This is a genomic window from Streptomyces sp. NPDC091289 (genome assembly GCF_044757365.1).
Lineage (GTDB): Bacteria > Actinomycetota > Actinomycetes > Streptomycetales > Streptomycetaceae > Streptomyces.
The window spans coordinates 64777-84388 of record NZ_JBIVUT010000034.1; the positions used below are offsets into that span (position 1 = coordinate 64777).

Below are 19612 nucleotides of genomic sequence, written 5' to 3' on the forward strand. Positions count from 1 at the left end.
CTACTCCTTGAAGGTGGTGTCTTTGCGGGGTTCCGGGACGGCCGGGCCCGGCAGGAAGGGCTCGGCCGCGAACGCTCCGGGCTCGCCCGCTTCGCGGTCGTGGGCACCCTCGGCGTAGGCGTGGCGCTGGTACGCGGCGCTGTCGTGCGGATACGCGTCGGGTGGGTAGCTGTCCGGTACGGGCAGGCCGGCCGCGGGCAGCGAGTGGTCCGGCCGCGGCGTCCGTTCCGGGCCGGGGCGCTCGGGCGGTGCGGTGGCTCCGCGCACGGGAAGGGGCGAGAGGGACTCCAGGGGGGCGTCGAGCGCGGTCTGGCCTCCGGTGCCCGTGGAGCCGGGGGTCCCGGGGCCGCCGTCGGGGCCCTCCTCCTGGGCGGTCTGGGCCTCGGCGAGGTCGACGCCGCGCCGGAAGGCCGCCATGAGTCCCGGGTCGTGCAGGGCGTGCTCGTCCTCGACGCGCGGGGCGGGTGCCTCGCGCAGTTGCGGGACGAGGCTTTCCTGGTTCGTCCGCTTGGGCAGCTCGGGCCGGGCGGGGGACGAAGCCGGGCTGTGGTCGCGCTCGTGGACGGGTGCCGGTGCGGACCGGTGGTCGTCGCGCTCATGGAGGGGTGCCGGTGCGGACCGGTCGTCGCGCTCGGGCGGGGAGGCGGGCGGTGTGGGGCGGTCGATGCGCTCGGCGCGCAGCGGGAGGGGCGGGGCCTCGCCCGCGGGCGGTCGCGGACGCCCGTTCCGCCCGTGATCGCCCGCGGGCGACGGCGGGCGGCCGTGCTGCCCGGGGCCGGGCGCCTGCTGCGAAGCACCGGTGGGCGCCGGGGCCGGAGCCGCCGGCCGGGGCGTTCCGCTCCGGTTTCCGGCCTCGACGGGCGGCCGGTGTACGGCGCCGGGGGGCGGTACGGGTACGGCGTCGGGCGACGGCGGGGCGTCGGGGTCGGTGCCGAGCAGCGATTGCGGGAGGACCAGCACCGCCTGCGTACCGCCGTAGATGTTGCTCTGGAGGCGGACGGCGATGCCGTGGCGGCGGGCCAGGGCCGAGACGACGAACAGGCCGATCCGGCCGTCCTGGAGCAGATGGGCGACGTTGACCTGGTCGGGGTCGGAGAGCAGGGCGTTCATCCGCTTCTGCTCGTGCTCCGGCATCCCGAGACCGCGGTCCTCCACCTCCAGGGCGAGCCCGGCGGTGACGTGCTGGACGCGCAGCAGCACCTGGGTGTGCGGGGCGGAGAACACCGTGGCGTTCTCGACCAGCTCGGCCAGCAGGTGGATCACGTCGGCGACGGCGTGGCCGCGCAGGGTGCCCTCTATCGGCGGGACCAGCTTGACCCGGGGGTACTGCTCGACCTCGGCGATGGCCGAGCGGAGCACCTCGGTCATGGTGACCGGGTTGCTCCACTGCCGCCGGGAGACGGCCCCGCCGAGAACGGCGAGATTCTCCGCGTGGCGGCGGATCCGGGTGGCGAGATGGTCGACGTGGAAGAGGCCCTTGAGGAGGTCGGGGTCCTCGACCTCGTGTTCCAGCTCGTCGAGGATCTGGATCTCGCGGTGGACGAGGGATTGCAGCCGCCGCGCGAGGTTGACGAAGACCTCGACCTTCTGTTCGTTGCCGGTGCTGCTGAAGAGCTGGGAGGCCTGGACGACGGAGGCGACGGCGGCCTCCTGGGCCCGCGCCATCTCCTGTCCGAGCAGGTCGAAGGCGTCGGCCCCGGGCGCGGGCGGTTGCGCCGGCCGCCGCGCGGCGACGGTTTCGCCGTTGCGGAGCTGTTCCACCACCCGCTGCAGCTCGGCCTGGCCCTGGGCGCTGGCGCGGCGGAGCGCGAGGGCCCGGTCGAGCACCTGGCCCGCCACGCGGTTGGCGCCGAGGTAGGCGGCGGCGACGGCGGCGACGGCCAGGGCGGCCGATCCGCCGAGCGCCGCCCAGAGGCTGGGCGAGGAGCCGACGGCTCCGGCGCGGACGGTGAAGATGACGGCCGCGGCTCCGCTGAGCACCGCGGCGATGGCCGGGAGCAGGGCGGTCCGCAGCAGCTGGGGGCGTATACGGGCGTCGGGGGAAGCCCCTGCGGCGCGCGGCCTGCTCGTGGCCGAGTGGGCGCGCGTGCCGGGGCGGCCGTGCCGCCCGCCCTCACGGCGGTCCGGTCGCGCTTCGGGTGCGCGAAGTTGAGACATCAGCGTCCTCGGTACAGGGGGCACCGGGGGTCGGCGGTCGTACCGGCGTCCATGTGGTGGCCCCTACGGTGGTCGGTCAGGCTCGGGTCATCGGTCGGGCAGGCCCGAACGTTATGAGCCCACCGTTGATCACCGGGCACACACGGTAGTCGTCAATGACGTATGCGCGACGGGCAGTTGTCGAACTTGCCCGCCATCCGTCCCACTCTGGTATGACCTCTCGCACGCGCGCCCGATTGCGCCGCCTTGACCCCGAATCGCCCCGCACCGCCGACGGCCGTTCACATGCTGGACACTTCGAGCACGCCGAGGCGACGCAAGGGGTGCCGGTTCCGGGTTTACCCGCAGGTAGGGCACCGCCCGAAGGGACGCGGATGCGGCCGGTTACCATATGAGCGCCGCCTAGCTCGAAAGATAAACTTGTGACTGTCAATGACGACTCGTTCACCAACTGGATGCACCGCGAGGAGATCGCGGAGTCGATGATCCCGATCATCGGGAAGCTGCACCGCGAGCAGGACGTCAATGTCCTGCTGCACAGCCGCTCCCTGGTGAACAAGTCGGTGGTCAGCATCCTCAAGACCCACCGCTTCGCCCGGCAGATCGCGGGTGAGGAACTCTCGGTCACCGAGACGATGCCGTTCCTGCGGGCGCTGACGACGCTCGATCTCGGCCCGTCCCAGATCGACATAGGCATGCTGGCCGCGACGTACCGGGCCGATGGGCGCGGACTCTCGGTCGAGGAGTTCACCGCCGAGGCCGTCGCCGGGGCGACGGGCGACAACAAGATCGAGCGCCGCGCGTCGCGCGATGTGGTGCTCTACGGCTTCGGCCGCATCGGCCGCCTCCTGGCCCGCCTGCTCATCGAGAAGGCCGGCTCGGGCAACGGCCTGCGCCTGCGGGCCATCGTCGTCCGCAAGGGCTCCGGCCAGGACATCGTCAAGCGCGCCTCGCTGCTGCGACGCGACTCGATCCACGGCCAGTTCCAGGGCACGATCACCGTCGACGAGGCGAACAGCAAGATCATCGCCAACGGCAACGAGATCAAGGTGATCTACTCCGACGACCCGACGACGGTCGACTACACGGCGTACGGCATCAAGGACGCCATCCTGATCGACAACACCGGCCGGTGGCGTGACCGCGAGGGCCTCTCCAAGCACCTCCAGGCGGGCATCGCCAAGGTCGTGCTCACCGCGCCGGGCAAGGGCGACGTCCCGAATATCGTGCACGGCGTCAACCACGACACGGTCAAGCCGGACGAGCGGATCCTGTCCTGCGCGTCCTGCACGACCAACGCGATCGTGCCGCCGCTGAAGGCGATGGCGGACGAGTACGGCGTTCTGCGCGGGCACGTGGAGACGGTCCACTCGTACACCAACGACCAGAACCTGCTGGACAATTACCACAGTTCTGACCGTCGTGGCCGTTCGGCGGCGCTCAACATGGTCATCACCGAGACCGGCGCGGCCTCGGCCGTGGCCAAGGCGCTGCCCGACCTCGACGCGCCGATCACCGGCAGCTCGATCCGCGTCCCGGTGCCGGACGTCTCGATCGCGATCCTCAGCCTGCGGCTGGAGCGCGAGACCACCCGCGAAGAGGTTCTCGACTACCTCCGCAACGTCTCCCTGGCCTCGCCGCTCAAGCGCCAGATCGACTTCATCAGCGCACCCGACGCGGTCTCCAGCGACTTCATCGGCTCGCGCCACGCCTCGATCGTCGACGCGGGCGCCACCAAGGTCGACGGCGACAACGCGATCCTCTACCTCTGGTACGACAACGAGTTCGGCTACTCGTGCCAGGTCATCCGGGTCGTCCAGCACGTCTCCGGGGTGGAGTACCCGACCTACCCGGCGCCGGCGGTCTGACCTACGGCACGCTCTTCGGCACGCCGCCCGGTGCCCGGCAGGTAGACCTGCCGGGCACCGGGCTCTCGCCTCAGCGCGGAGCGGTCGGTGCCAGCCGTTCGGTCGGTCCGCCGAAGTCGAGGAACAGGGCCCGCGCGGCGAGCAGCCAGCGCCCGTCGACCTTCCGGAACGTGTCCTCGTAGTGCCCGACCTGCACGGGAAGGCGCGGCGGCAGCATGCCGCCGGTGTGGCCGTCCACGCGGTACGTCGTGAAGTACGTGCTCGCGCTCGCTGTCGAGGCGGACGTCAGGGTCACCAGGATGTTGGTGCACAGGCGGCGTGAGAGCCGGTCGGCCGGACGGGCCCCGAAGTAGGCCCGCAGGGTGTCCCGGCCCTCGATCCGCCGGTCCCCCTCGGCCCACTCCCAGACCCCGTCGGGGGTGAACAGCTCGGCCACGTCGCCGGGTTCACCCAGATCGAGGGTGCGGACGAACTCGACGACCAGCCGCTCGCAGGCGCGCTCGGCGATCAGGCGGTCCAGCAGGTCCGGGGAAGCCCGGGAAGCCGGGGGTTCCGGCGCATCGGTGTCCATCGCCCCTTCCTATCAGCGCGCCCCGGGGCCGCACGACGTGTTATTCGCCCGCCCCCTTACGCGTCACACGGCGTCGGCGTCCAGTCCGGTCAGCTGGGCCGACTCGTCCCACAACGCCCGTGCCATGACCGCGTCCTGGGCGCGCCGCGACTTCCGGGCGGGAGCGGGGGCTCCCCGGGTCTCGCCGAGGCGTGCGGGGCCGTAGTACGAGCCGCCCGGGGCGTCGGGCAGCGTCGCCGCGTACAGGACGGGCAGGGCGCCCACCGATGCCGGCTGGGTGTACAGCCGTGAGGTCCGCTCCAGCTTCGCGGCCCAGTTCCGCCCGGCCAGCCGCGGCCCGGCCTGCCCCAACTCCGTTGCCGACAACCCGGGATGGGCCGCGAGCACGACCAGGTCCCGGCCTGCGGCGCGGGCCCGCCGGTCCAGTTCGTCCGTGAACAGCAGGTTGGCGAGCTTGGACTGGCCGTAGGCCCGCCACTTGCCGTACGCGCGCTCGGCGTTGAGGTCGCCGAGATCGATGCGGCCGATGCGGTGGCCGAGCGAGGAGAGGGTCACGACACGCGCCGGACCCTGGGTGCCGAGGACGGGCAGCAGCCGATGCGTCAGGGCGAAGTGGCCCAGGTGGTTGGTGCCGAACTGCATCTCGAAACCGTCGGCCGTACGGAGCGGAGGCAGGGCCATCACCCCGGCGTTGTTCACCAGCAGGTCGAGCCGCCCGTCGGCCTCCTTGGCGATGACCTCCGCGGCCTCGGCCACCCTGCTCAGATCGGCCAGATCGAGGCGGACGAGCCGGGCGTCCGCGCCGGGGGCCGCGCGGCGGACGGCCTCCACGGCGCGCCGGCCGCGCTCCGGATCGCGGCACGCGAGGAGGGTACGGGCGCCCGAGCGGGCCAGGACGAGGGCGGTCACCGCGCCGATGCCGCTGTTGGCGCCGGTGACCACGGCGGTGGTGCCGCTGAGGTCGGGCATGTCGTCGAGAGTCCAGGAGTGCATGGGGCACGCCTCCCCCGTACCGGCGTCGCCACACGTGGCGAGCCCCGCCGGGCGGACCGGCGGGAGGCGGACGCCACGGCGGGGCCGTACGGCCGTGGCTCAGACCTGGCCGAGGTCCGAGCTGATCCAGCGCTCGGGACACAGGGTGATCACGACCTGCTCGCCGTGGTTCTCCCAGGAGAAGTCCACGTAGGCGGCGACCTTCTCGGCCGGGAGGTAGCGCGCCGACAGCTCCTCCAGGTCCGCGCGCGTGGCGGGGCGGGTGTCGACGACGGGCCCCTCGACGGAGACGTACCGGATGGTCGGCTCCAGCCGGTCGGCCAGCAGCGTGAACCGGCCCGCCGCGGCGATCAGTTCGGCCTTGCGCGAGGTGCGGCCGGTGAGGATGCGCACGTCGCCGCCGGGCGCGTACTGGTACCAGATGGGCACGCTGAGCGGGGCCCGGTCGCTGTCCCGCGACGCGACGGCCAGTGCGGCGACATGGGGTTCGGCGAGGAACTGTTCGCGCTCTTCACGGGTGAGGGCCACTGCACGCTCCTTCGTACGGGGATTCGGGACCGCCCCAGTGTGCCCCGCGCGCCGGGCGTGTCTCCCGTCACCGGTACCGGAGCGGGCGGCGTGTCGTACGCGGTTGCTCCCGGCCCGCCGCGCATGACCCCAGGAGGTGTCCGGCGGACACTCCTTAGGCGACGTCGGGAGTGCCCTCGGAGCGGCGTACGACGGCCGCCCCGCGCAGTGCGACGGCGCACCAGACGGCCACCAGGAGCAGCGCGGCCGCGGCCAGGCCCGCGACTTCCAGGGGCTCCGGACGCCAGCCGAGCGAAAGGCGCGTGCCGATCAGGACGAGACCGATGGCGGCCTTCTCCGGGTAGTAGACCGGAACCCTGGCCGCCACGGAGCGCAGGAGGGCGGCCAGCACCAGGCCGATCACGGTCCAGGCGGTCAGATAGGGCCAGAGCGCTCCCGGAGCCGCGGGCGGCATGCCGTACTCCTCTGGGCCGATGCGGAACAGGGCGCCCGCCCATCCCAGCGCCACTCCGGCGGCGGTGACGCCCGCCACCCACAGCGCGTGGCGCCACAGCGGGCCGGGACGCACGCTCGCGTCCTCGTCAGGGGAGTCGGCGGGGTCCGAGGACTCAGGAAGATCCATCACGCCCGATGAGACGCGCTTCGGGGGCAGTTCGTTGCGTCGCGGACGGTGTCGGAGCACGGACGAGCCACCCTTTAGGCTCCCGTTCATGAGCAAGGATCACGACGACGAGCCGATATTCGTCCGCTCCAACTGGGGCACGAGTCGCTATGTCTACAACCCGAACAACCCGATCGGCCTCGGACTCATCATCGGGTCCCTGCTGTTCGCCGCCGGAGCCATGTACTACCTCTTCGCGAGTTCTTCGTGGAGCGAGGGCGAGTTGCGCGACGCGGTGCACGCGGCCGTCCGGGACCTGGAGTCGGAGCCGCAGACCATGGGCTCCTGGACCGGCGGCTACAAGAGCCTGATCCGCGGCGCGCTGGAGGAGAGCGGCGAGGGCCCCTCCTCCGGCGGTGTGGTGTACGTCGAGCAGGCGAACGATCCCTACGACGAGGACGCGGACCGCTCCGTCGACCTGTTCGAGGTCACGGCGAAGGACGTCGACGCCACGTTCTGCCTGACCGTGTCACCGCCGGAGCCGGAGCCGACGCTGACGAGCGTCGAGTACAGCCTCTCCATCACCGTCGACGAGGGCGCGTGCTGAGCCCGGCCGGTGCGAACGCGGACTTGAAGTTGCCGCTGCGGCAGCTTCTACGGTCATGACCAGGGCCGGAGGAACCGGCCCGGTGAGGCATTCGTGAGGGAGTGGGAAGAGGCGATGGACTGGCCGATCTCCGAGGTCGCCCGGATGTCCGGGGTGACCGCCCGGACCCTGCGGCACTACGACGAGATCGGCCTGCTGCCGCCGGCCCGGATCGGCTCCAACGGCCACCGCTACTACGAGGAGCACCAGCTTCTGCTGCTGCAACAGATCCTCGTGCTGCGGGCGCTGGACGTCGGGCTGCCGGAGATCGGCCGGGTCCTCGCCGACCAGGTCGACACGGTGGAGGCCCTGCGCGGACACCGGCGGCGGCTGCTCGCCGAGCGCGACCGGCTCGACGCCCTGGCCGCGACCGTCTCCCGCACGATCGCCGAACTGGAACAGTCCAGAAGGGACGGTACGTCCATGACCGCCATCAACCGACCGGAGAACCTGTTCGAGGGCATCGAGCCCTCCCAGTACGAGGCGAATCTGCGCGACTTCCCCGGGCTCGCCGAGGAGGCCGGCCGACGGGCCGTCACCACGACGCCGGCCGAGGCCGAGGCCGGACAGCGCGAGCGCACGGCGCTGATGATCCGGCTGGCCGAGCATCTGGCCGCGGGCGATCCGGCCGACGCCGGGCCCGTGCAGGCCGAGATCGAGGCGCAGTACCGGGCGCTCACGGCACTGCACCCGGTGTCCGCCGACGAGTACCGCGCGATCGGGCGCTCCTGCGTGGACAACGAGCAGTGGCGCGCCGCGTACGAGGCCATCGCCCCGGGCCTGGCGGAGTACCAGCGCGAAGCGATCGAGGTCTACGCCGTGTCCCGGCTGGGCTGAGTCGCCGAAGGGCCGCCGCCGGGCGGACCGGCGGCGGCCCCTGGGGTGTGTCCGGCGGACCAGGGCCGGACCTGCCCCGGGCCGGAGGTCCGGTGAGCGGTCAGCGCTCCCCGGCCAGATCGAGATCGCCCCGGGCCGCCGCTGCGGGGCCGGGCCCGGGACCGGGGCCAGGACCGGAGTCCGCCTGCGCCTCGGTGCGCCGCCACGGGCGGGCGAGCGTGGTGGACAGCGGCCGCCACCACGGCTCCACGGGCAGGGCTCCGGCCGGCTCGAACGGTTCGCCCGGGCGGGGGAACGCCACCGGCTGTCCGGCGTCCTCGCCGGCGTCCTTCGTCCACTCGCCCGGCTCCGCCCAGGCGTGCGGGGCCAGGTTGAAGGTGCCCCAGTGGATCGGCAGCAGCACGCCGTGCGGGCTGCCGCCCTGGAGGTCCAGATGGGCGCGCATGCCTTCGGCCGGGGTCATGTGGATGTCCGGCCAGTACTCCGAGTAAGCACCGATCTGGATCATGGTGGCGTCGAAGGGCCCGTGCTCGGCCCCGATGTCCCGGAAGCCGGGGAAATAGCCGGTGTCCCCGCTGTGGTAGATCCGGTGCTCCGGGCCCACGACGGCCCACGACGCCCAGAGGGTGTGCTGCTGGTTGCGCAGCCCGCGACCGCAGAAGTGGCGTGCGGGGGTGGCGGTGAGCCGGATCCCGGCGACCGTCGCGGTCTCGTTCCAGTCGAGCTCGTGCATCCGGGCCGCGGGCACACCCCAGCGCTCCAGATGGGCTCCGACGCCGAGCGGCACGGCGAAGACCGTGTCGGTGCCGGCCAGGGCGCGGATCGTCGGCAGGTCGAGGTGGTCGTAGTGGTCGTGGGAGATCACGACCACGTCGACGGGTCCGAGCGCGGCCAGCGGCAGCGGCGTGGGGTGCAGGCGCTTGGGCCCGGCGAACGGGAACGGGGAACAGCGCTCGCCCCAGACCGGGTCGAACAGGATCCGCCGGCCGTCGATCTCCGCCAGCACGCTGGAATGGCCCATCCAGGTCAGCCGGAGCCCGGTGGCGGGCGGTGCGGCCAGGTCGGCGAGGGTCGTGGCGTGGACGGGCACGGTGCCCGTCGGCATCCTGCGGGCCCGCTGCTCCTTGTGGAAGTAGATCTTGGCGAACTCGACCGTGGACCCGGAGGGCCTGGTCCGGGCCCCCACCGGGTTCTGGAACACCCCGTCGACGAAATGGGGCGAGCGGCGGATGCGCTCCATCCGCGCTCCGGCCGGGTCGGCCCCGAAGGACTCGGTGCGCATCGAGCGCAGTTTCGTGCGGAGCGGAAGCAAGTAGTCAGCGCCGGTCACAACATCTCCTGAGGGAGTCGGTGTCGTCTCATTATGGTCGGCCTGTACGACGGGGCGACCAGGAGACGGTGAACGGGGCAGGCGATCCGGCCGGCGGCGGTGTCAGCCACGCTGTTGCCCGTAGACGTGGTCGATGTGCAGGGTGAGCAGCACCCTGCGGTCCTGGACCATGGCCCGCCGGTAGTCGTCCCAGTCGGGGTGCTCGCCCTTGAGGTCCCGGTAGAGCGTGATCAGGGCCTCCACCGTGGCGTCGTCCGGGGCCGCGGCGGGCGGGGTCAGCTCGGCGGTGCCGTCGGCCACGGTCCAGGCCCAGCGGTCGTCACTGGTGACGTGATAGCTCGCCCGGGGGTCGCGCCGCAGGTTACGGGTCTTGGCCCGGCCCTCCGTGATCGAGACGCGGATCACCCGCTCCTCGGGGGAGAACGCGTGATTGACATTGGACAGCTGAGGGCGTCCGTCCTGCTTCAGAGTGACCAGAACACCGCCGTCGTGCTCACCGATGAGGCGGAGCAGCGCTTCCTGTGCCGGTTCGATTCGCGTCATGCAGGATGCAACGTCCGGGCCGGCCGGAGGATTCCGGTGCGCCGTGCCCGCCCCGCACCTCCGTCGGCCGCCGACCCACCGTCGCTGACCTGCCGTATTGGTTAGGGTGGGCCGGTGGCAAGAGTCCGGTTGAACGTGGCGGAGCGGCGTGAGGAGCTGCTGCGCGCTGCGGTCGGGCAGATCGAGGTCCGCGGCGTCTCGTCCGTGCGGATCGCCGATGTGGCCTCGGTGCTGGGCGTGAGCAACGCGCTCGTCCTCTATCACTTCTCGACCAAGGAGAAGCTGGTGGCCGCTGCTTTCGCGTACGCGGCCGAGGCCGACCTCGCCCATCTCCGCAAGCTGCTGGCCCGGCGCACCACCGCCGTACGACGGCTGCGGGCGGCCGTGCGGTGGTACGCGCCGACGGGACAGGCCAAGGGCTGGCGGCTGTGGATCGAGGGCTGGGCCGCTTCCCTGCGCGAGCCCGCTCTCCGTGAGGTCGCGGGCGACCTCGACCAGCAGTGGAAGGCGGAGCTGGCGCAGGTCATCGAGGAGGGCGCCGCCGCCGGAGAGTTCCGGTGCGAGGATCCCCGGTCGGTGGCCTGGCGGCTGACCGCCCTGCTGGACGGGATGGCGGTGCAGACGACCTCGTACGCGGGTCCGCTCTCCCGGACCACGATGCTGCGGTGGACCGACGAGGCGCTCGCCCGCGAGCTGGGCATCGACCTCGCGGAGCTGACCGGTTCGCCGGCCGCCGACCCCCGGGAAACGGACCCTCGGGAAGCGGACCCGTCCGCGACCGGCTGACGGACGGCCTTCGGGGTGGTCAGGTCTGGCGCAGCGGTGCGTAGGCCGCCCCCTCCAGTCCGAACGTCCAGGCGACCCCGTCCTTCGCGGTCCGGGTGGCGGGCGGCACGCGGAGCCAGTAGGTGCGGTGCGTGCCGTCCGGCTCGGGGGTGGAGTTGACCACCTCGACCATCACGACGTCCTCGTCGCCGTCGAGGGCGATGCGCCAGAGGATGCCCGTCCCGTCGCGGTGGACGGGCTCGGCGCCCGACTCGGTGAGATAGCGGTCGTAGCCGTAGTACTCCAGCATCACGCGGCGCAGTTCCGCGTTCTCCTCGGCGCGGATCCGCTCGGGCGTGAGGGAGGACAGCTCGGCCAGGAACGCGGCGGGGACCGGCATGCCGCGCCAGGCGTGCAGGGCGAACCCGTCCCCGTAGGCGAGGGCCGGCCCCTCGCCGTGGTCGAGCCGGCCCGCCTCGTCGCGGTGGAGGACGTCGGGCCGCTCGCTGATGACCACGGCGTGCTCGTAGGGCCACCACCAGCCGGCGTTGCGGGCCACCTCCGCGAGGCCCGTCAGCCGGTCGCCGCGCCCGTCGAAGGCGGCGAGCCAGGCGGCGTCGTGCTGGCCGAGCACGGCGTCCAGGAGCACCAGCCGCACGGCCCCCTCGTCCTCGGGCCGGGGCGCCAGGTCGGCGACGACACCGGTCCGTATCCGGTCGGCGAGCGCGGCCGTGGTCTCCCAGAGCTGGGCGCCGGTGGCGGACCAGAGCGCCGACCAGCCCGCCGGGCCCAGCTCGTCGTACATCCGGCGGCGTTCCTCGGCCCACGGGCGGGTGCGGACCTCCTCGCGCACCGACCGTCCGGTGTCGGCCAGCTTCTCCACCGTCCCGACGGCGGCCCGGGGCGATGCGGCCCAGATGATCCGGTCCGGCTCGGCCAGGCCGGCGGTGCGGTAGGCGCGCCGCACACCGGCCTCGGCCGCCGCCCGGTCCGCCCGGCCGGTCGCCGCCGCCACGCTCCGCCAGGAATTCACGTTCTGCATGGGTTGTCCCCGTCCCCTGTTGTGCTCGTTCTGGATGGCTGTGCTCGTTCCGGACGGCTGTGCCCGCTCCGGCGTGCCCGTGGTGCGGTGGCGGTCAGTCCGCCACGATGCGGATCGCGCCGGGTGCGTACTCCCGCTGGCGCACGACGCGGAACCAGCCCCGGGGCAACGGGATCGTCGCGTGCTCCTCGTGCACCACCCGCCCGCCCTCGGGGAGATGGAGCAGCATCGGACCGAACTGGCCCGCCTCCCGGATCAGCCGGCCGGGGCCCTGGACGGCGTGCGCGTGTCCGGTGACCTCGCCCAGCGCGAGCACCAGCCGCCCCCGCCCGTCGCGCAGTTCGCCCGGGGCCTCCAGGAAGGGGGCGGGCACCGCCGACTCCTCCAGCTCCATGATCAGTACATCGCCCTGGCGGTACACAGACGTCTCCCCTCGGTCGCGGCACCCGCTGTGCCGACCATGGAAAAAACGCTACGGGCAGGGTCTGACAACGGGCCCCCGCGGCGGCCGTGGACGGGTCCCGGTCGCGGCGTTGTCAGTGCGGCTTGATAGACCTTGCGGACATCAGCAGTCCCCAGGATTCCCCAGGATCAGGAGCTCAGGGCCATGTACGGTGCGCAGCATCTGGACGAGTTCGGCGGCCTACCGGTCGTCGACTTCCACGCCACGACCGAAGCGGGCGCCCGGCCCGCCGCCGATGCCGTGGCCTGGCGCGTCTTCGTCTCTCCGTACGAGGAGCACGAAGAGCACGACCGGCCCTGGGCGGACGAGTTCGCCGATTTCCTGAACGCGGTCGATCCGGCCGGGGTCCGGGCCCTGATCATCGGTCAGTGGGGCGAGGCGTACGAGGAGACCTCCTCCGTGCCGATCGACCTGGTGATCGCCGCCGCCGACCGGCTGACGTCGCTGGAGGCGGTGTTCATCGGGGATCTGGAGGCGGAGCAGGCCGAGATCACCTGGATCCAGCAGTCGGACGTGACGGCTCTGCTGGCGGCCTTTCCCGCGCTGACGGAGTTCGGCGTGCGGGGCGGCACCGACCTGGTGTTCCCGCCGACGAAGCACGAGCGGTTGCGGGCGCTGACCATCCAGGCGGGCGGGCTGCCCGTCCAGGTGGTGCGCGGGGTGCTGGACAGTGAACTGCCCGCGCTGGAGCGGCTGGATCTCTGGCTCGGTGTGTCCGCCTACGGCGGGAACACCGATGTCGCCGACCTGGCCCCGCTGCTCTCCGGCACCCGTTTCCTCCGGCTGAACCACCTGGGCCTGCGCAACAGCGAGGTGCAGAACGAGATCGCGGTGGCCGTCGCCTCGGCGCCGGTCGTCGCCCAGCTGCGGGTTCTCGACCTGTCGGAAGGGACGCTGGGGGACGAAGGCGCCGCCGCGCTCCTCGAAGGACAGCCGCTCATCCATCTCGACGCGCTCGATCTCCACCACCACTTCCTCACCGAGGCGATGGAGCAGCGTGTCCGCTCGGTCCTGGAGCCGCACGGGGTGCGCGTCGACCTGTCCGAGCGGAACGAGCCGTGGGGCGGCCGGGGCGTCGAGGGCCGCTACACCGCCGTCTCGGAGTAGGGCTTGATGACCTACATCGGCATCCAGCACTTCAGCCACTTCCACGGGCTGCCCGTGCACACTCCGGCGCCCTCGTCCGGGACCCTGCCCGCCGCCGACTCCGTGGCCTGGCGGCTGGAGTGCGACTACGACGAGGACATGGACTTCGCCGCCCTGTGGCAGCAGTTCCTGGACTCGGTGGAGACGGCACGGGTCCGGGCGCTCGTCATCGGGCCCTGGTGGCATGACGATTACACACCGTTCGCCCCGGTGATGGAGCTGATCGTCGCCCACGCGGACCGCTTCCCGGCGCTGCGCGCCCTGTTCCTCGCCGATGTGGTGGGCGAGGAGTGCGAGGTGTCCTGGCTGCGCATGTGCGACGTCACCCCGGTGCTCGAAGCGCTCCCGCTGCTGGAGGAGTTCACCGTGCGCGGTTGCGGCCAGGAAGGGCTGGGGCTGCGTCCGCTGCGCCATACGGCACTGAAGTCGCTGCGCTTCGAGTCCGGCGGTCTGTCCGGCGATCTGGTGCGGGCGGTCGCCGCGAGCGAACTGCCCGCGCTGGAGCGGCTGGACCTGTGGTTCGGCAGTTCGTGGTACGGCGGTGATGCCACGATCGACGACATCCGGCCGGTCCTGTCGGGCGGCGTGTTCCCCCGGCTGCGCCACCTGGGCCTGCGGAACAGCGAGATCCAGGACGAGATCGCCACCGCCGTGGCCTCCGCGCCCGTCGTCGCCCAGCTGGAGACCCTGGCGCTGTCCATGGGCACGCTGAGCGACGCGGGCGGCGAGGCCCTGCTCACCGGGCAGCCCCTGAACCACCTGTCCACGCTCGACCTGCGCCACCACTACCTCACCGGCCCGGTGCTGGACCGCGTCAGGACCGCGTGCGCTCCGGCCGTGGTCGAGGGCGGCGAGGCCGAGGAGGACTACGGGGACCCGGACGACGAACCGGAGCGCTATGTCGCCGTCAGTGAATAGCCCCGCGGCCGGGCCGGTCCCGCGCTTCGCGGTCGTCGGCAATCCGGACAACCGCCGGGTCGCGTTCTTCGAGGCGGCCGTGCGGTCCGCCGGTCTGCCACCGCCCCGGGTCGTGCCCTGGCTCCAGGTGCTGCGCGGCGAGGCGGTGTTCGGGCCCGGCGAGAGCGTGCGGATCGATTCGCCCGGTGAGGACGCCGAGGTGGAGCGGCTGCTCCGGGGGGTCGACGACCCGACCCGGGTGGAGGGCTCCGCCCGGTGGTACGCGCGGTTCACCGCGGCGGTGGCCTCGGTGGCGGGCGCGGCCTCGGAGGCGGGCGCCGAGGTGCTGGGCTCCCCCGGTGACATCGCCGTGCTCTTCGACAAGCGGCTGTGCCACGGGCTTCTCGACCGCGCGGGGGTCTCCGTGCCCGCCTCGCCGACGTCCGGCCCGGGGGCGGCGCCGGTGCGCGGCTGGTCCGACGTACGGGAGTCGCTGCGCGAGCACCGGATGCCGCGGGCGTTCGTGAAGCTCGCGCACGGCTCCTCGGCCTCCGGGGTGCTGGCGGTGGAGACGGCGGGCCCCGGCCGGGTCCGGGCGAGCACCTCGGTGGAACGGGACGCGTCGGGGCGGCTGTTCAACTCGCTGCGGGTCCGCCGCTACAGCTCGGAGCGGGAGGTCGGCGCGGTCGTGGACGCGCTGGCCCCGGACGGGCTGCACATCGAGCGCTGGCTGCCGAAGTCGTCCCAGCGGGGGCGGGCCGCCGATCTGCGGATCGTGGTGGTCGGCGGCCGGGCGACCCACGCCGTGGTGCGGACGAGCACGAGCCCCATGACCAATCTGCATCTCGGCGGTGCGCGCGGTGACCTCGACGAGGTCCGGGCCGCCGTGGCGGCGGCGGGCGGCTGCTGGCGCGAGGCGCTGGCGATGTGCGAGCGGGCCGCGGCCTGCTTCCCCGGGACGCCCTGTGTGGGCGTCGATCTGCTGCCCACGGCCGGCTGGCGGCGCTTCGCCGTCGGAGAGGTCAACGCCTTCGGCGATCTGCTGCCCGGACTGACCGGTCTGCCGGGCAGCGGCGCCGAGGGCCTGGACACCTATGCGGCGCAGGTCGCCGCCGTACTGGACCGAGCAAGGAATCACCGTGCCGTCACCGCTTCCTGACCCCGACCCGTCCCCCGAGCCCGCAGGATCCGGGCGGCCCGACATGGGCGAGGTCGTGGGCAGCCACGATCTGCTGCTGGTCACCCTGGACACCCTGCGCCACGACGTCGCCGTCGAGCTGGCCGCCGCCGGGCGCATCCCGAACCTCGCCCGGCATCTGCCCGGGGGCGGCTGGGAGGAGCGGCATGCCCCGGGCAGCTTCACCTACGCCTCGCACCAGGCGATGTTCGCCGGGTTCCTGCCGACGCCCGCCTCCCCGGGACCGCATCCGCGGCTGTTCGCGGCGCGGTTCGCGGGCAGTGAGACGACGGCGGACGGCACATTCGTCTTCGACACACCGGATCTGGTGTCGGGGCTGGCCGCCGAGGGCTACCGCACGGTGTGCGTCGGCGGGGTCGGCTTCTTCAACCGCCTGGGGCCGCTCGGTTCGGTGCTGCCCGGGATGTTCCAGGAGAGCCACTGGGAACCCGGCTTCGGTGTCGCCTCGCCCACCTCGTTCGAGGAGCAGGTGGCCCGGGCGGAGGAGGTCGTCGCGGCGCTCCCCCGGGAGCAACGGCTGTTCCTCTTCGTCAATGTGTCCGCCCTGCATCAGCCGAACTGGTTCCATCTGCCCGGAGCGACCCGCGAGGCGGGTGACTCCCGCGCCACGCACGCGGCGGCCCTGGAGTACGTGGACCGGCACATCGGCCGGCTCTTCGCCGCGGCGAGCAGCCGCCGCCGGTGCTTCGCCATCGTCTGTTCCGACCACGGCACGGCCTACGGCGACGACGGTTACACCGGTCACCGCCTCGGCCACCCGGCCGTCTGGACCGTTCCGTACGCCCACTTCTTCCTCGAACCAGCCGAACCAGCCGAGCCAGCCGCACCACCCGCACCGCTCGACCCGGGGGACGCCCGATGACCACTGCCCCGATGCCCGCCGTCCGGCCGTACGAGAGTTACGTCTACGCCTATCCGCACAAGACGGCCTACCGCCCGCTGCAGGACCGCCCGTCGCTGCGCGCGCTGTGGGCGGCGGAGCCCAAGGACGCGCTCTCCCTCTATCTCCACATACCGTTCTGCGAGGTCCGCTGCGGCTTCTGCAACCTCTTCACCCGGATCGGCGCGCCCGAGGAGCTGACGACGCGCTATCTGGACGCGTTGGAGCGGCAGGCCGTGGCCGTCCGGGACGCGCTGGGCGACGAGGCGCCGGTGCGGTTCGCGGCGGCGGCGTTCGGCGGCGGCACGCCGACCTTCCTGACCGCCGGGGAGCTGGAGCGGCTCTGCGACATAGCGGAGAAGCGGATGGGCGCCGAGCTGAGCGCGGTCCCGCTGTCCGTGGAGACCTCGCCGTCCACGGCGACGGCGGACCGGCTGGCGGTGCTGGCCGACCGGGGCGCCACCAGGATCAGCATCGGTGTGCAGAGCTTCGTGGACGAGGAGGCGCGGGCGGCCGTCCGCCCGCAGCGCCGGGCCGATGTGGAGGCGGCGCTCGGCCGGATCCGCGAGGCGGCCATCCCGGTGCTGAACATCGACCTGATCTACGGCATCGACGGACAGACCGAGCGCAGCTGGCTCGCCTCGCTGGACGCGGCGCTGGCCTGGCGGCCGGAGGAGCTCTATCTGTATCCGCTGTACGTCCGCCCGCTCACCGGTCTGCACCGCCTGGGCTCCGCGGCGGCCGGTGCGCAGGCGCCGGCCCTGGAGGACGCCGCCTGGGACGAGCAGCGGCTGCGGCTGTACGCGGTGGGCCGGGACCATCTGCTGGCGCACGGCTACGAGCAGGTGTCGATGCGGATGTTCCGGCGGACCGACGCCCCGCGGGAGTCCCAGGACGGACCCGAGGACTACGCCTGCCAGACCGACGGCATGATCGGTCTGGGCTGCGGAGCCCGTTCGTACACGGCGGCCCTGCACTACTCCTTCGACTACGCGGTGGACATGCGGGAGATCCGCTCGATCATCGACCACTTCACCGCCACCGAGGACTTCTCCCGGGCCGAGGTCGGCCGGTACGTCGATGCGGAGGAGGCGCGCCGACGCCACCTCCTCCAGTCGCTGCTCCAGGCGGCGGGGCTGCCGGTGGCGGACTACCGGGCGCGGTTCGGTACGGATCCGCGCGCGGACTTCCCGGCCGAGCTGGCGGGGTTCGCGGCCCGGGGCTGGCTGGACACCTCGGCGCCGGACGGTCTGCTGCGGCTGTCCCCGTCGGGTCTCGCCCACTCCGACGCGCTGGGTCCGGCGCTGTTCTCCCCCGGGGTACGGGCCGCGATGGCCGCGTACGAGCGGAAGTGAGCCGGACATGGACCTGACGATTCTCTACCGGGGCCCGCTGGCCTCCTGCGACTACGCCTGTCCGTACTGCCCGTTCGCCAAGCGGCGGGACAACCGCGCGCAGCTCACGGCGGACCGGGAGGCGCTGGAGCGGTTCACCGGCTGGGCGGCGGAGCAGACCGACGACCGGCTGTCCGTGCTGTTCACCCCGTGGGGCGAGGGGCTGGTGCGCTCCTGGTACCGGCGGGCGCTGACGGAGCTGTCGCATCTGCCGCACATCGGCCGGGTGGCGATCCAGACGAACCTGAGCGGCCGCACCGGCTGGCTGGCGGAGGCCGATCCGGAGCGGATCGCGCTCTGGTGCACGTACCACCCGGGGCAGACCCCGTACGACCGGTTTCTGAGTAAATGCCGGGATCTGTCGGCGAAGGGCATCCGCTACAGCGTGGGCGTGGTGGGGTTCGACGACCATCTGGAGGAGGCGCGTCGGCTGCGGGCGGCGCTGCCGGACGAGGTCTATCTCTGGATCAACGCCGCCGAGGGGCACACGTACACCGACGAGGAGGCGGCGCGCTGGACGGAGTTGGATCCGCTGTTCCCCTACAGCCGTGATCCGCACCGCTCGGCCGGGCTGCCCTGCCGGACGGGCGAGTCGGTGATCTCCGTGGACGGCGACGGCACGGTGCGGCGCTGTCACTTCGTCAAGGCCGAGCTGGGCAACCTCTACGACGGCGGCTACCGCCGGGCGCTGGGCCCGCGGGCCTGTCCGCTCGCCGTGTGCGACTGCCACATCGGCTATGTGCATCTGGAGTCGCTGCCGCTGTACGACGTGTTCGCGGGCGGTGTCCTGGAGCGGATACCGGCGGGGCGTCCGCCGGGCGCGGGCACGCCGCCGGACGGGCTCGTGGTGCCGAGCCCGTCCCGGCGTGCGCTCCCCGTGCTGGAGCCCTGACCGCTGCGACCGCTACAGCGGCAGCAGGTCGGGGCGCTTCGCCTCGACGTGGTCGCCGGAGGACTCTCCGCGCAGCCGTCGCCCGATCCACGGCACCAGGTATTCGCGGGCCCACTGGATGTTGTCGCGCCGCTCGTCGAAGGGGGTGCGCTGGGCCTGCGGCGGCCACGGCTGGTCGGGGTCGGCGGGCACCTCGTGGCCGAGGACCTGGGCCGCGCGCAGGGCGACGCGGGTGTGGCCCTCGGGCGACAGGTGCAGCCGGTCGGCGTCCCACGCGCGCCGGTCCTGGACGGAGCGGAGCGACCACAGGTCCAGCACGGGGCAGTGGTAGCGGTCGGCGATGGCCCGGAGATGCACGTTGTACGTGGCGATCTTGCCGCGCATGTGGCGCAGCACCGGAACGCCCCGGGTGTCGAAGCCGGTGGTGACCATGACCGTGCCGACGGCGTTGCTCAGGTCGGCGACGGCCCGCTCGAAGCGCTCGGCGAGATCGTCGGGGTCGGTGCCGGGCCGGATGATGTCGTTGCCGCCCGCGCAGAAGCTGACCAGGTCGGGGGCCAGTTCCTTGGCGCGCGGGATCTGCTCCTCGACGATCTGGTCGAGGAGACGTCCTCGTACGGCGAGATTGGCGTAGCGGAAGTCCCCGTGCGGGGAGTCCTCGGGGCCGGCCTCCGCGTCGGGGGCCGGAAGCCGGTCGGCGAGGAGGACCGCGAAGCGGTCCGCCCAGCCGACGAAGGTGCCGTCGGGGCCGGGGTCGCCGACGCCCTCGGTGAAACTGTCGCCAATCGCCGCGTACGACCCGATGATGTGCTGCTGGTTGTTTCTCGAATCGTCTGCCACAAGCACTTATCCTGCATCGTT

At 72.8% G+C, this 19612-nt stretch carries 20 protein-coding genes; 10 read left to right on the plus strand and 10 right to left on the minus strand.

The genetic code is table 11. From position 1 onward, the window contains the following. A complete protein-coding gene (locus tag ACIQPT_RS34380) occupies window positions 1-2157 on the minus strand; it encodes an ATP-binding protein (protein WP_401161823.1) in 2157 nt (718 codons plus the stop codon). A gap of 422 nt (window positions 2158-2579) precedes the next feature. Between ACIQPT_RS34380 and ACIQPT_RS34385 the strand changes: the two genes are divergently transcribed. Further along, the gene (locus tag ACIQPT_RS34385) at window positions 2580-4025 is read left to right on the plus strand and encodes a glyceraldehyde-3-phosphate dehydrogenase (RefSeq protein ID WP_401161824.1); all 1446 of its coding nucleotides are present in this window, start codon (window positions 2580-2582) and stop codon (window positions 4023-4025) included. A 70-nt stretch (window positions 4026-4095) separates the two neighbouring features. On the opposite strand, the gene ACIQPT_RS34390 is transcribed toward ACIQPT_RS34385, so the two are convergent. The 4 genes from ACIQPT_RS34390 to ACIQPT_RS34405 all read right to left on the minus strand — a co-directional run bounded on the left by ACIQPT_RS34390 (window position 4096) and on the right by ACIQPT_RS34405 (window position 6739). Next, window positions 4096-4596: a nuclear transport factor 2 family protein gene (locus tag ACIQPT_RS34390; protein WP_401161825.1), complete on the minus strand. Its 501-nt coding sequence runs from the start codon at window positions 4594-4596 to the stop codon at window positions 4096-4098. Between the two features lie 63 nt (window positions 4597-4659). After that, entirely contained in the window at window positions 4660-5589 is a 930-nt protein-coding gene (locus tag ACIQPT_RS34395; RefSeq protein WP_401161827.1) for an oxidoreductase, read from the minus strand. Window positions 5590-5688: 99 nt separating this feature from the next. Beyond that, the gene (locus ACIQPT_RS34400; protein WP_401161829.1) at window positions 5689-6117 is read right to left on the minus strand and encodes a pyridoxamine 5'-phosphate oxidase family protein; all 429 of its coding nucleotides are present in this window, start codon (window positions 6115-6117) and stop codon (window positions 5689-5691) included. A 154-nt stretch (window positions 6118-6271) separates the two neighbouring features. Then, window positions 6272-6739 carry a hypothetical protein gene (locus ACIQPT_RS34405; protein ID WP_401161831.1) on the minus strand — a complete coding sequence of 156 codons (468 nt, stop codon included), beginning with the start codon at window positions 6737-6739 and terminating at the stop codon, window positions 6272-6274. 88 nt (window positions 6740-6827) lie between these two features. Between ACIQPT_RS34405 and ACIQPT_RS34410 the strand changes: the two genes are divergently transcribed. Both ACIQPT_RS34410 and ACIQPT_RS34415 read left to right on the plus strand, forming a co-directional pair. Beyond that, window positions 6828-7325 carry a hypothetical protein gene (locus ACIQPT_RS34410; protein WP_401161833.1) on the plus strand — a complete coding sequence of 166 codons (498 nt, stop codon included), beginning with the start codon at window positions 6828-6830 and terminating at the stop codon, window positions 7323-7325. A gap of 114 nt (window positions 7326-7439) precedes the next feature. After that, the gene (locus ACIQPT_RS34415) at window positions 7440-8201 is read left to right on the plus strand and encodes a MerR family transcriptional regulator (RefSeq protein WP_401161835.1); all 762 of its coding nucleotides are present in this window, start codon (window positions 7440-7442) and stop codon (window positions 8199-8201) included. A 100-nt stretch (window positions 8202-8301) separates the two neighbouring features. Here the strand turns inward: ACIQPT_RS34415 and ACIQPT_RS34420 are convergent, their stop codons facing one another. Then, on the minus strand, window positions 8302-9531 hold the full coding sequence (locus ACIQPT_RS34420; RefSeq protein WP_401161836.1) for an MBL fold metallo-hydrolase: 1230 nt from the start codon (window positions 9529-9531) through the stop codon (window positions 8302-8304). A gap of 102 nt (window positions 9532-9633) precedes the next feature. Then, window positions 9634-10074 (minus strand): PPOX class F420-dependent oxidoreductase, encoded by a 441-nt coding sequence (locus ACIQPT_RS34425; RefSeq protein ID WP_401161838.1) that lies wholly within the window; start codon window positions 10072-10074, stop codon window positions 9634-9636. A 114-nt stretch (window positions 10075-10188) separates the two neighbouring features. On the opposite strand from ACIQPT_RS34425, the gene ACIQPT_RS34430 reads away from it, so the two are divergent. Beyond that, window positions 10189-10860: a TetR family transcriptional regulator C-terminal domain-containing protein gene (locus ACIQPT_RS34430; protein WP_401161839.1), complete on the plus strand. Its 672-nt coding sequence runs from the start codon at window positions 10189-10191 to the stop codon at window positions 10858-10860. A gap of 19 nt (window positions 10861-10879) precedes the next feature. On the opposite strand, the gene ACIQPT_RS34435 is transcribed toward ACIQPT_RS34430, so the two are convergent. Then, the gene (locus tag ACIQPT_RS34435; RefSeq protein ID WP_401161841.1) at window positions 10880-11881 is read right to left on the minus strand and encodes a DUF6745 domain-containing protein; all 1002 of its coding nucleotides are present in this window, start codon (window positions 11879-11881) and stop codon (window positions 10880-10882) included. Window positions 11882-11975: 94 nt separating this feature from the next. Continuing rightward, complete coding sequence (locus ACIQPT_RS34440; RefSeq protein WP_401161843.1) at window positions 11976-12302, minus strand: hypothetical protein; 327 nt, start codon at window positions 12300-12302, stop codon at window positions 11976-11978. A 186-nt stretch (window positions 12303-12488) separates the two neighbouring features. Between ACIQPT_RS34440 and ACIQPT_RS34445 the strand changes: the two genes are divergently transcribed. Genes ACIQPT_RS34445 through ACIQPT_RS34470 form a run of 6 tightly spaced genes read left to right on the plus strand, consistent with a single transcriptional unit; the run spans window position 12489 to window position 18751 of the window. Further along, window positions 12489-13451 carry an STM4015 family protein gene (locus tag ACIQPT_RS34445; RefSeq protein WP_401161845.1) on the plus strand — a complete coding sequence of 321 codons (963 nt, stop codon included), beginning with the start codon at window positions 12489-12491 and terminating at the stop codon, window positions 13449-13451. Window positions 13452-13457: 6 nt separating this feature from the next. Continuing rightward, entirely contained in the window at window positions 13458-14408 is a 951-nt protein-coding gene (locus ACIQPT_RS34450; RefSeq protein ID WP_401161847.1) for an STM4015 family protein, read from the plus strand. Continuing rightward, entirely contained in the window at window positions 14389-15546 is a 1158-nt protein-coding gene (locus tag ACIQPT_RS34455; protein WP_401161849.1) for an STM4014 family protein, read from the plus strand. The genes ACIQPT_RS34450 and ACIQPT_RS34455 overlap by 20 nt, the downstream gene beginning before the upstream one ends. 43 nt (window positions 15547-15589) lie before the next feature. Then, window positions 15590-16447 carry an STM4013/SEN3800 family hydrolase gene (locus ACIQPT_RS34460; protein ID WP_401161874.1) on the plus strand — a complete coding sequence of 286 codons (858 nt, stop codon included), beginning with the start codon at window positions 15590-15592 and terminating at the stop codon, window positions 16445-16447. After that, the gene (locus ACIQPT_RS34465) at window positions 16444-17820 is read left to right on the plus strand and encodes an STM4012 family radical SAM protein (RefSeq protein WP_401161851.1); all 1377 of its coding nucleotides are present in this window, start codon (window positions 16444-16446) and stop codon (window positions 17818-17820) included. Before ACIQPT_RS34460 ends, ACIQPT_RS34465 begins: the two co-directional genes overlap by 4 nt. A 7-nt stretch (window positions 17821-17827) precedes the next feature. Then, the gene (locus ACIQPT_RS34470; RefSeq protein WP_401161853.1) at window positions 17828-18751 is read left to right on the plus strand and encodes an STM4011 family radical SAM protein; all 924 of its coding nucleotides are present in this window, start codon (window positions 17828-17830) and stop codon (window positions 18749-18751) included. A 12-nt stretch (window positions 18752-18763) separates the two neighbouring features. On the opposite strand, the gene ACIQPT_RS34475 is transcribed toward ACIQPT_RS34470, so the two are convergent. Next, window positions 18764-19591, minus strand: a complete 828-nt coding sequence (locus ACIQPT_RS34475) for an SGNH/GDSL hydrolase family protein (protein ID WP_401161854.1) — start codon at window positions 19589-19591, stop codon at window positions 18764-18766. Window positions 19592-19612 lie beyond the last annotated feature (21 nt).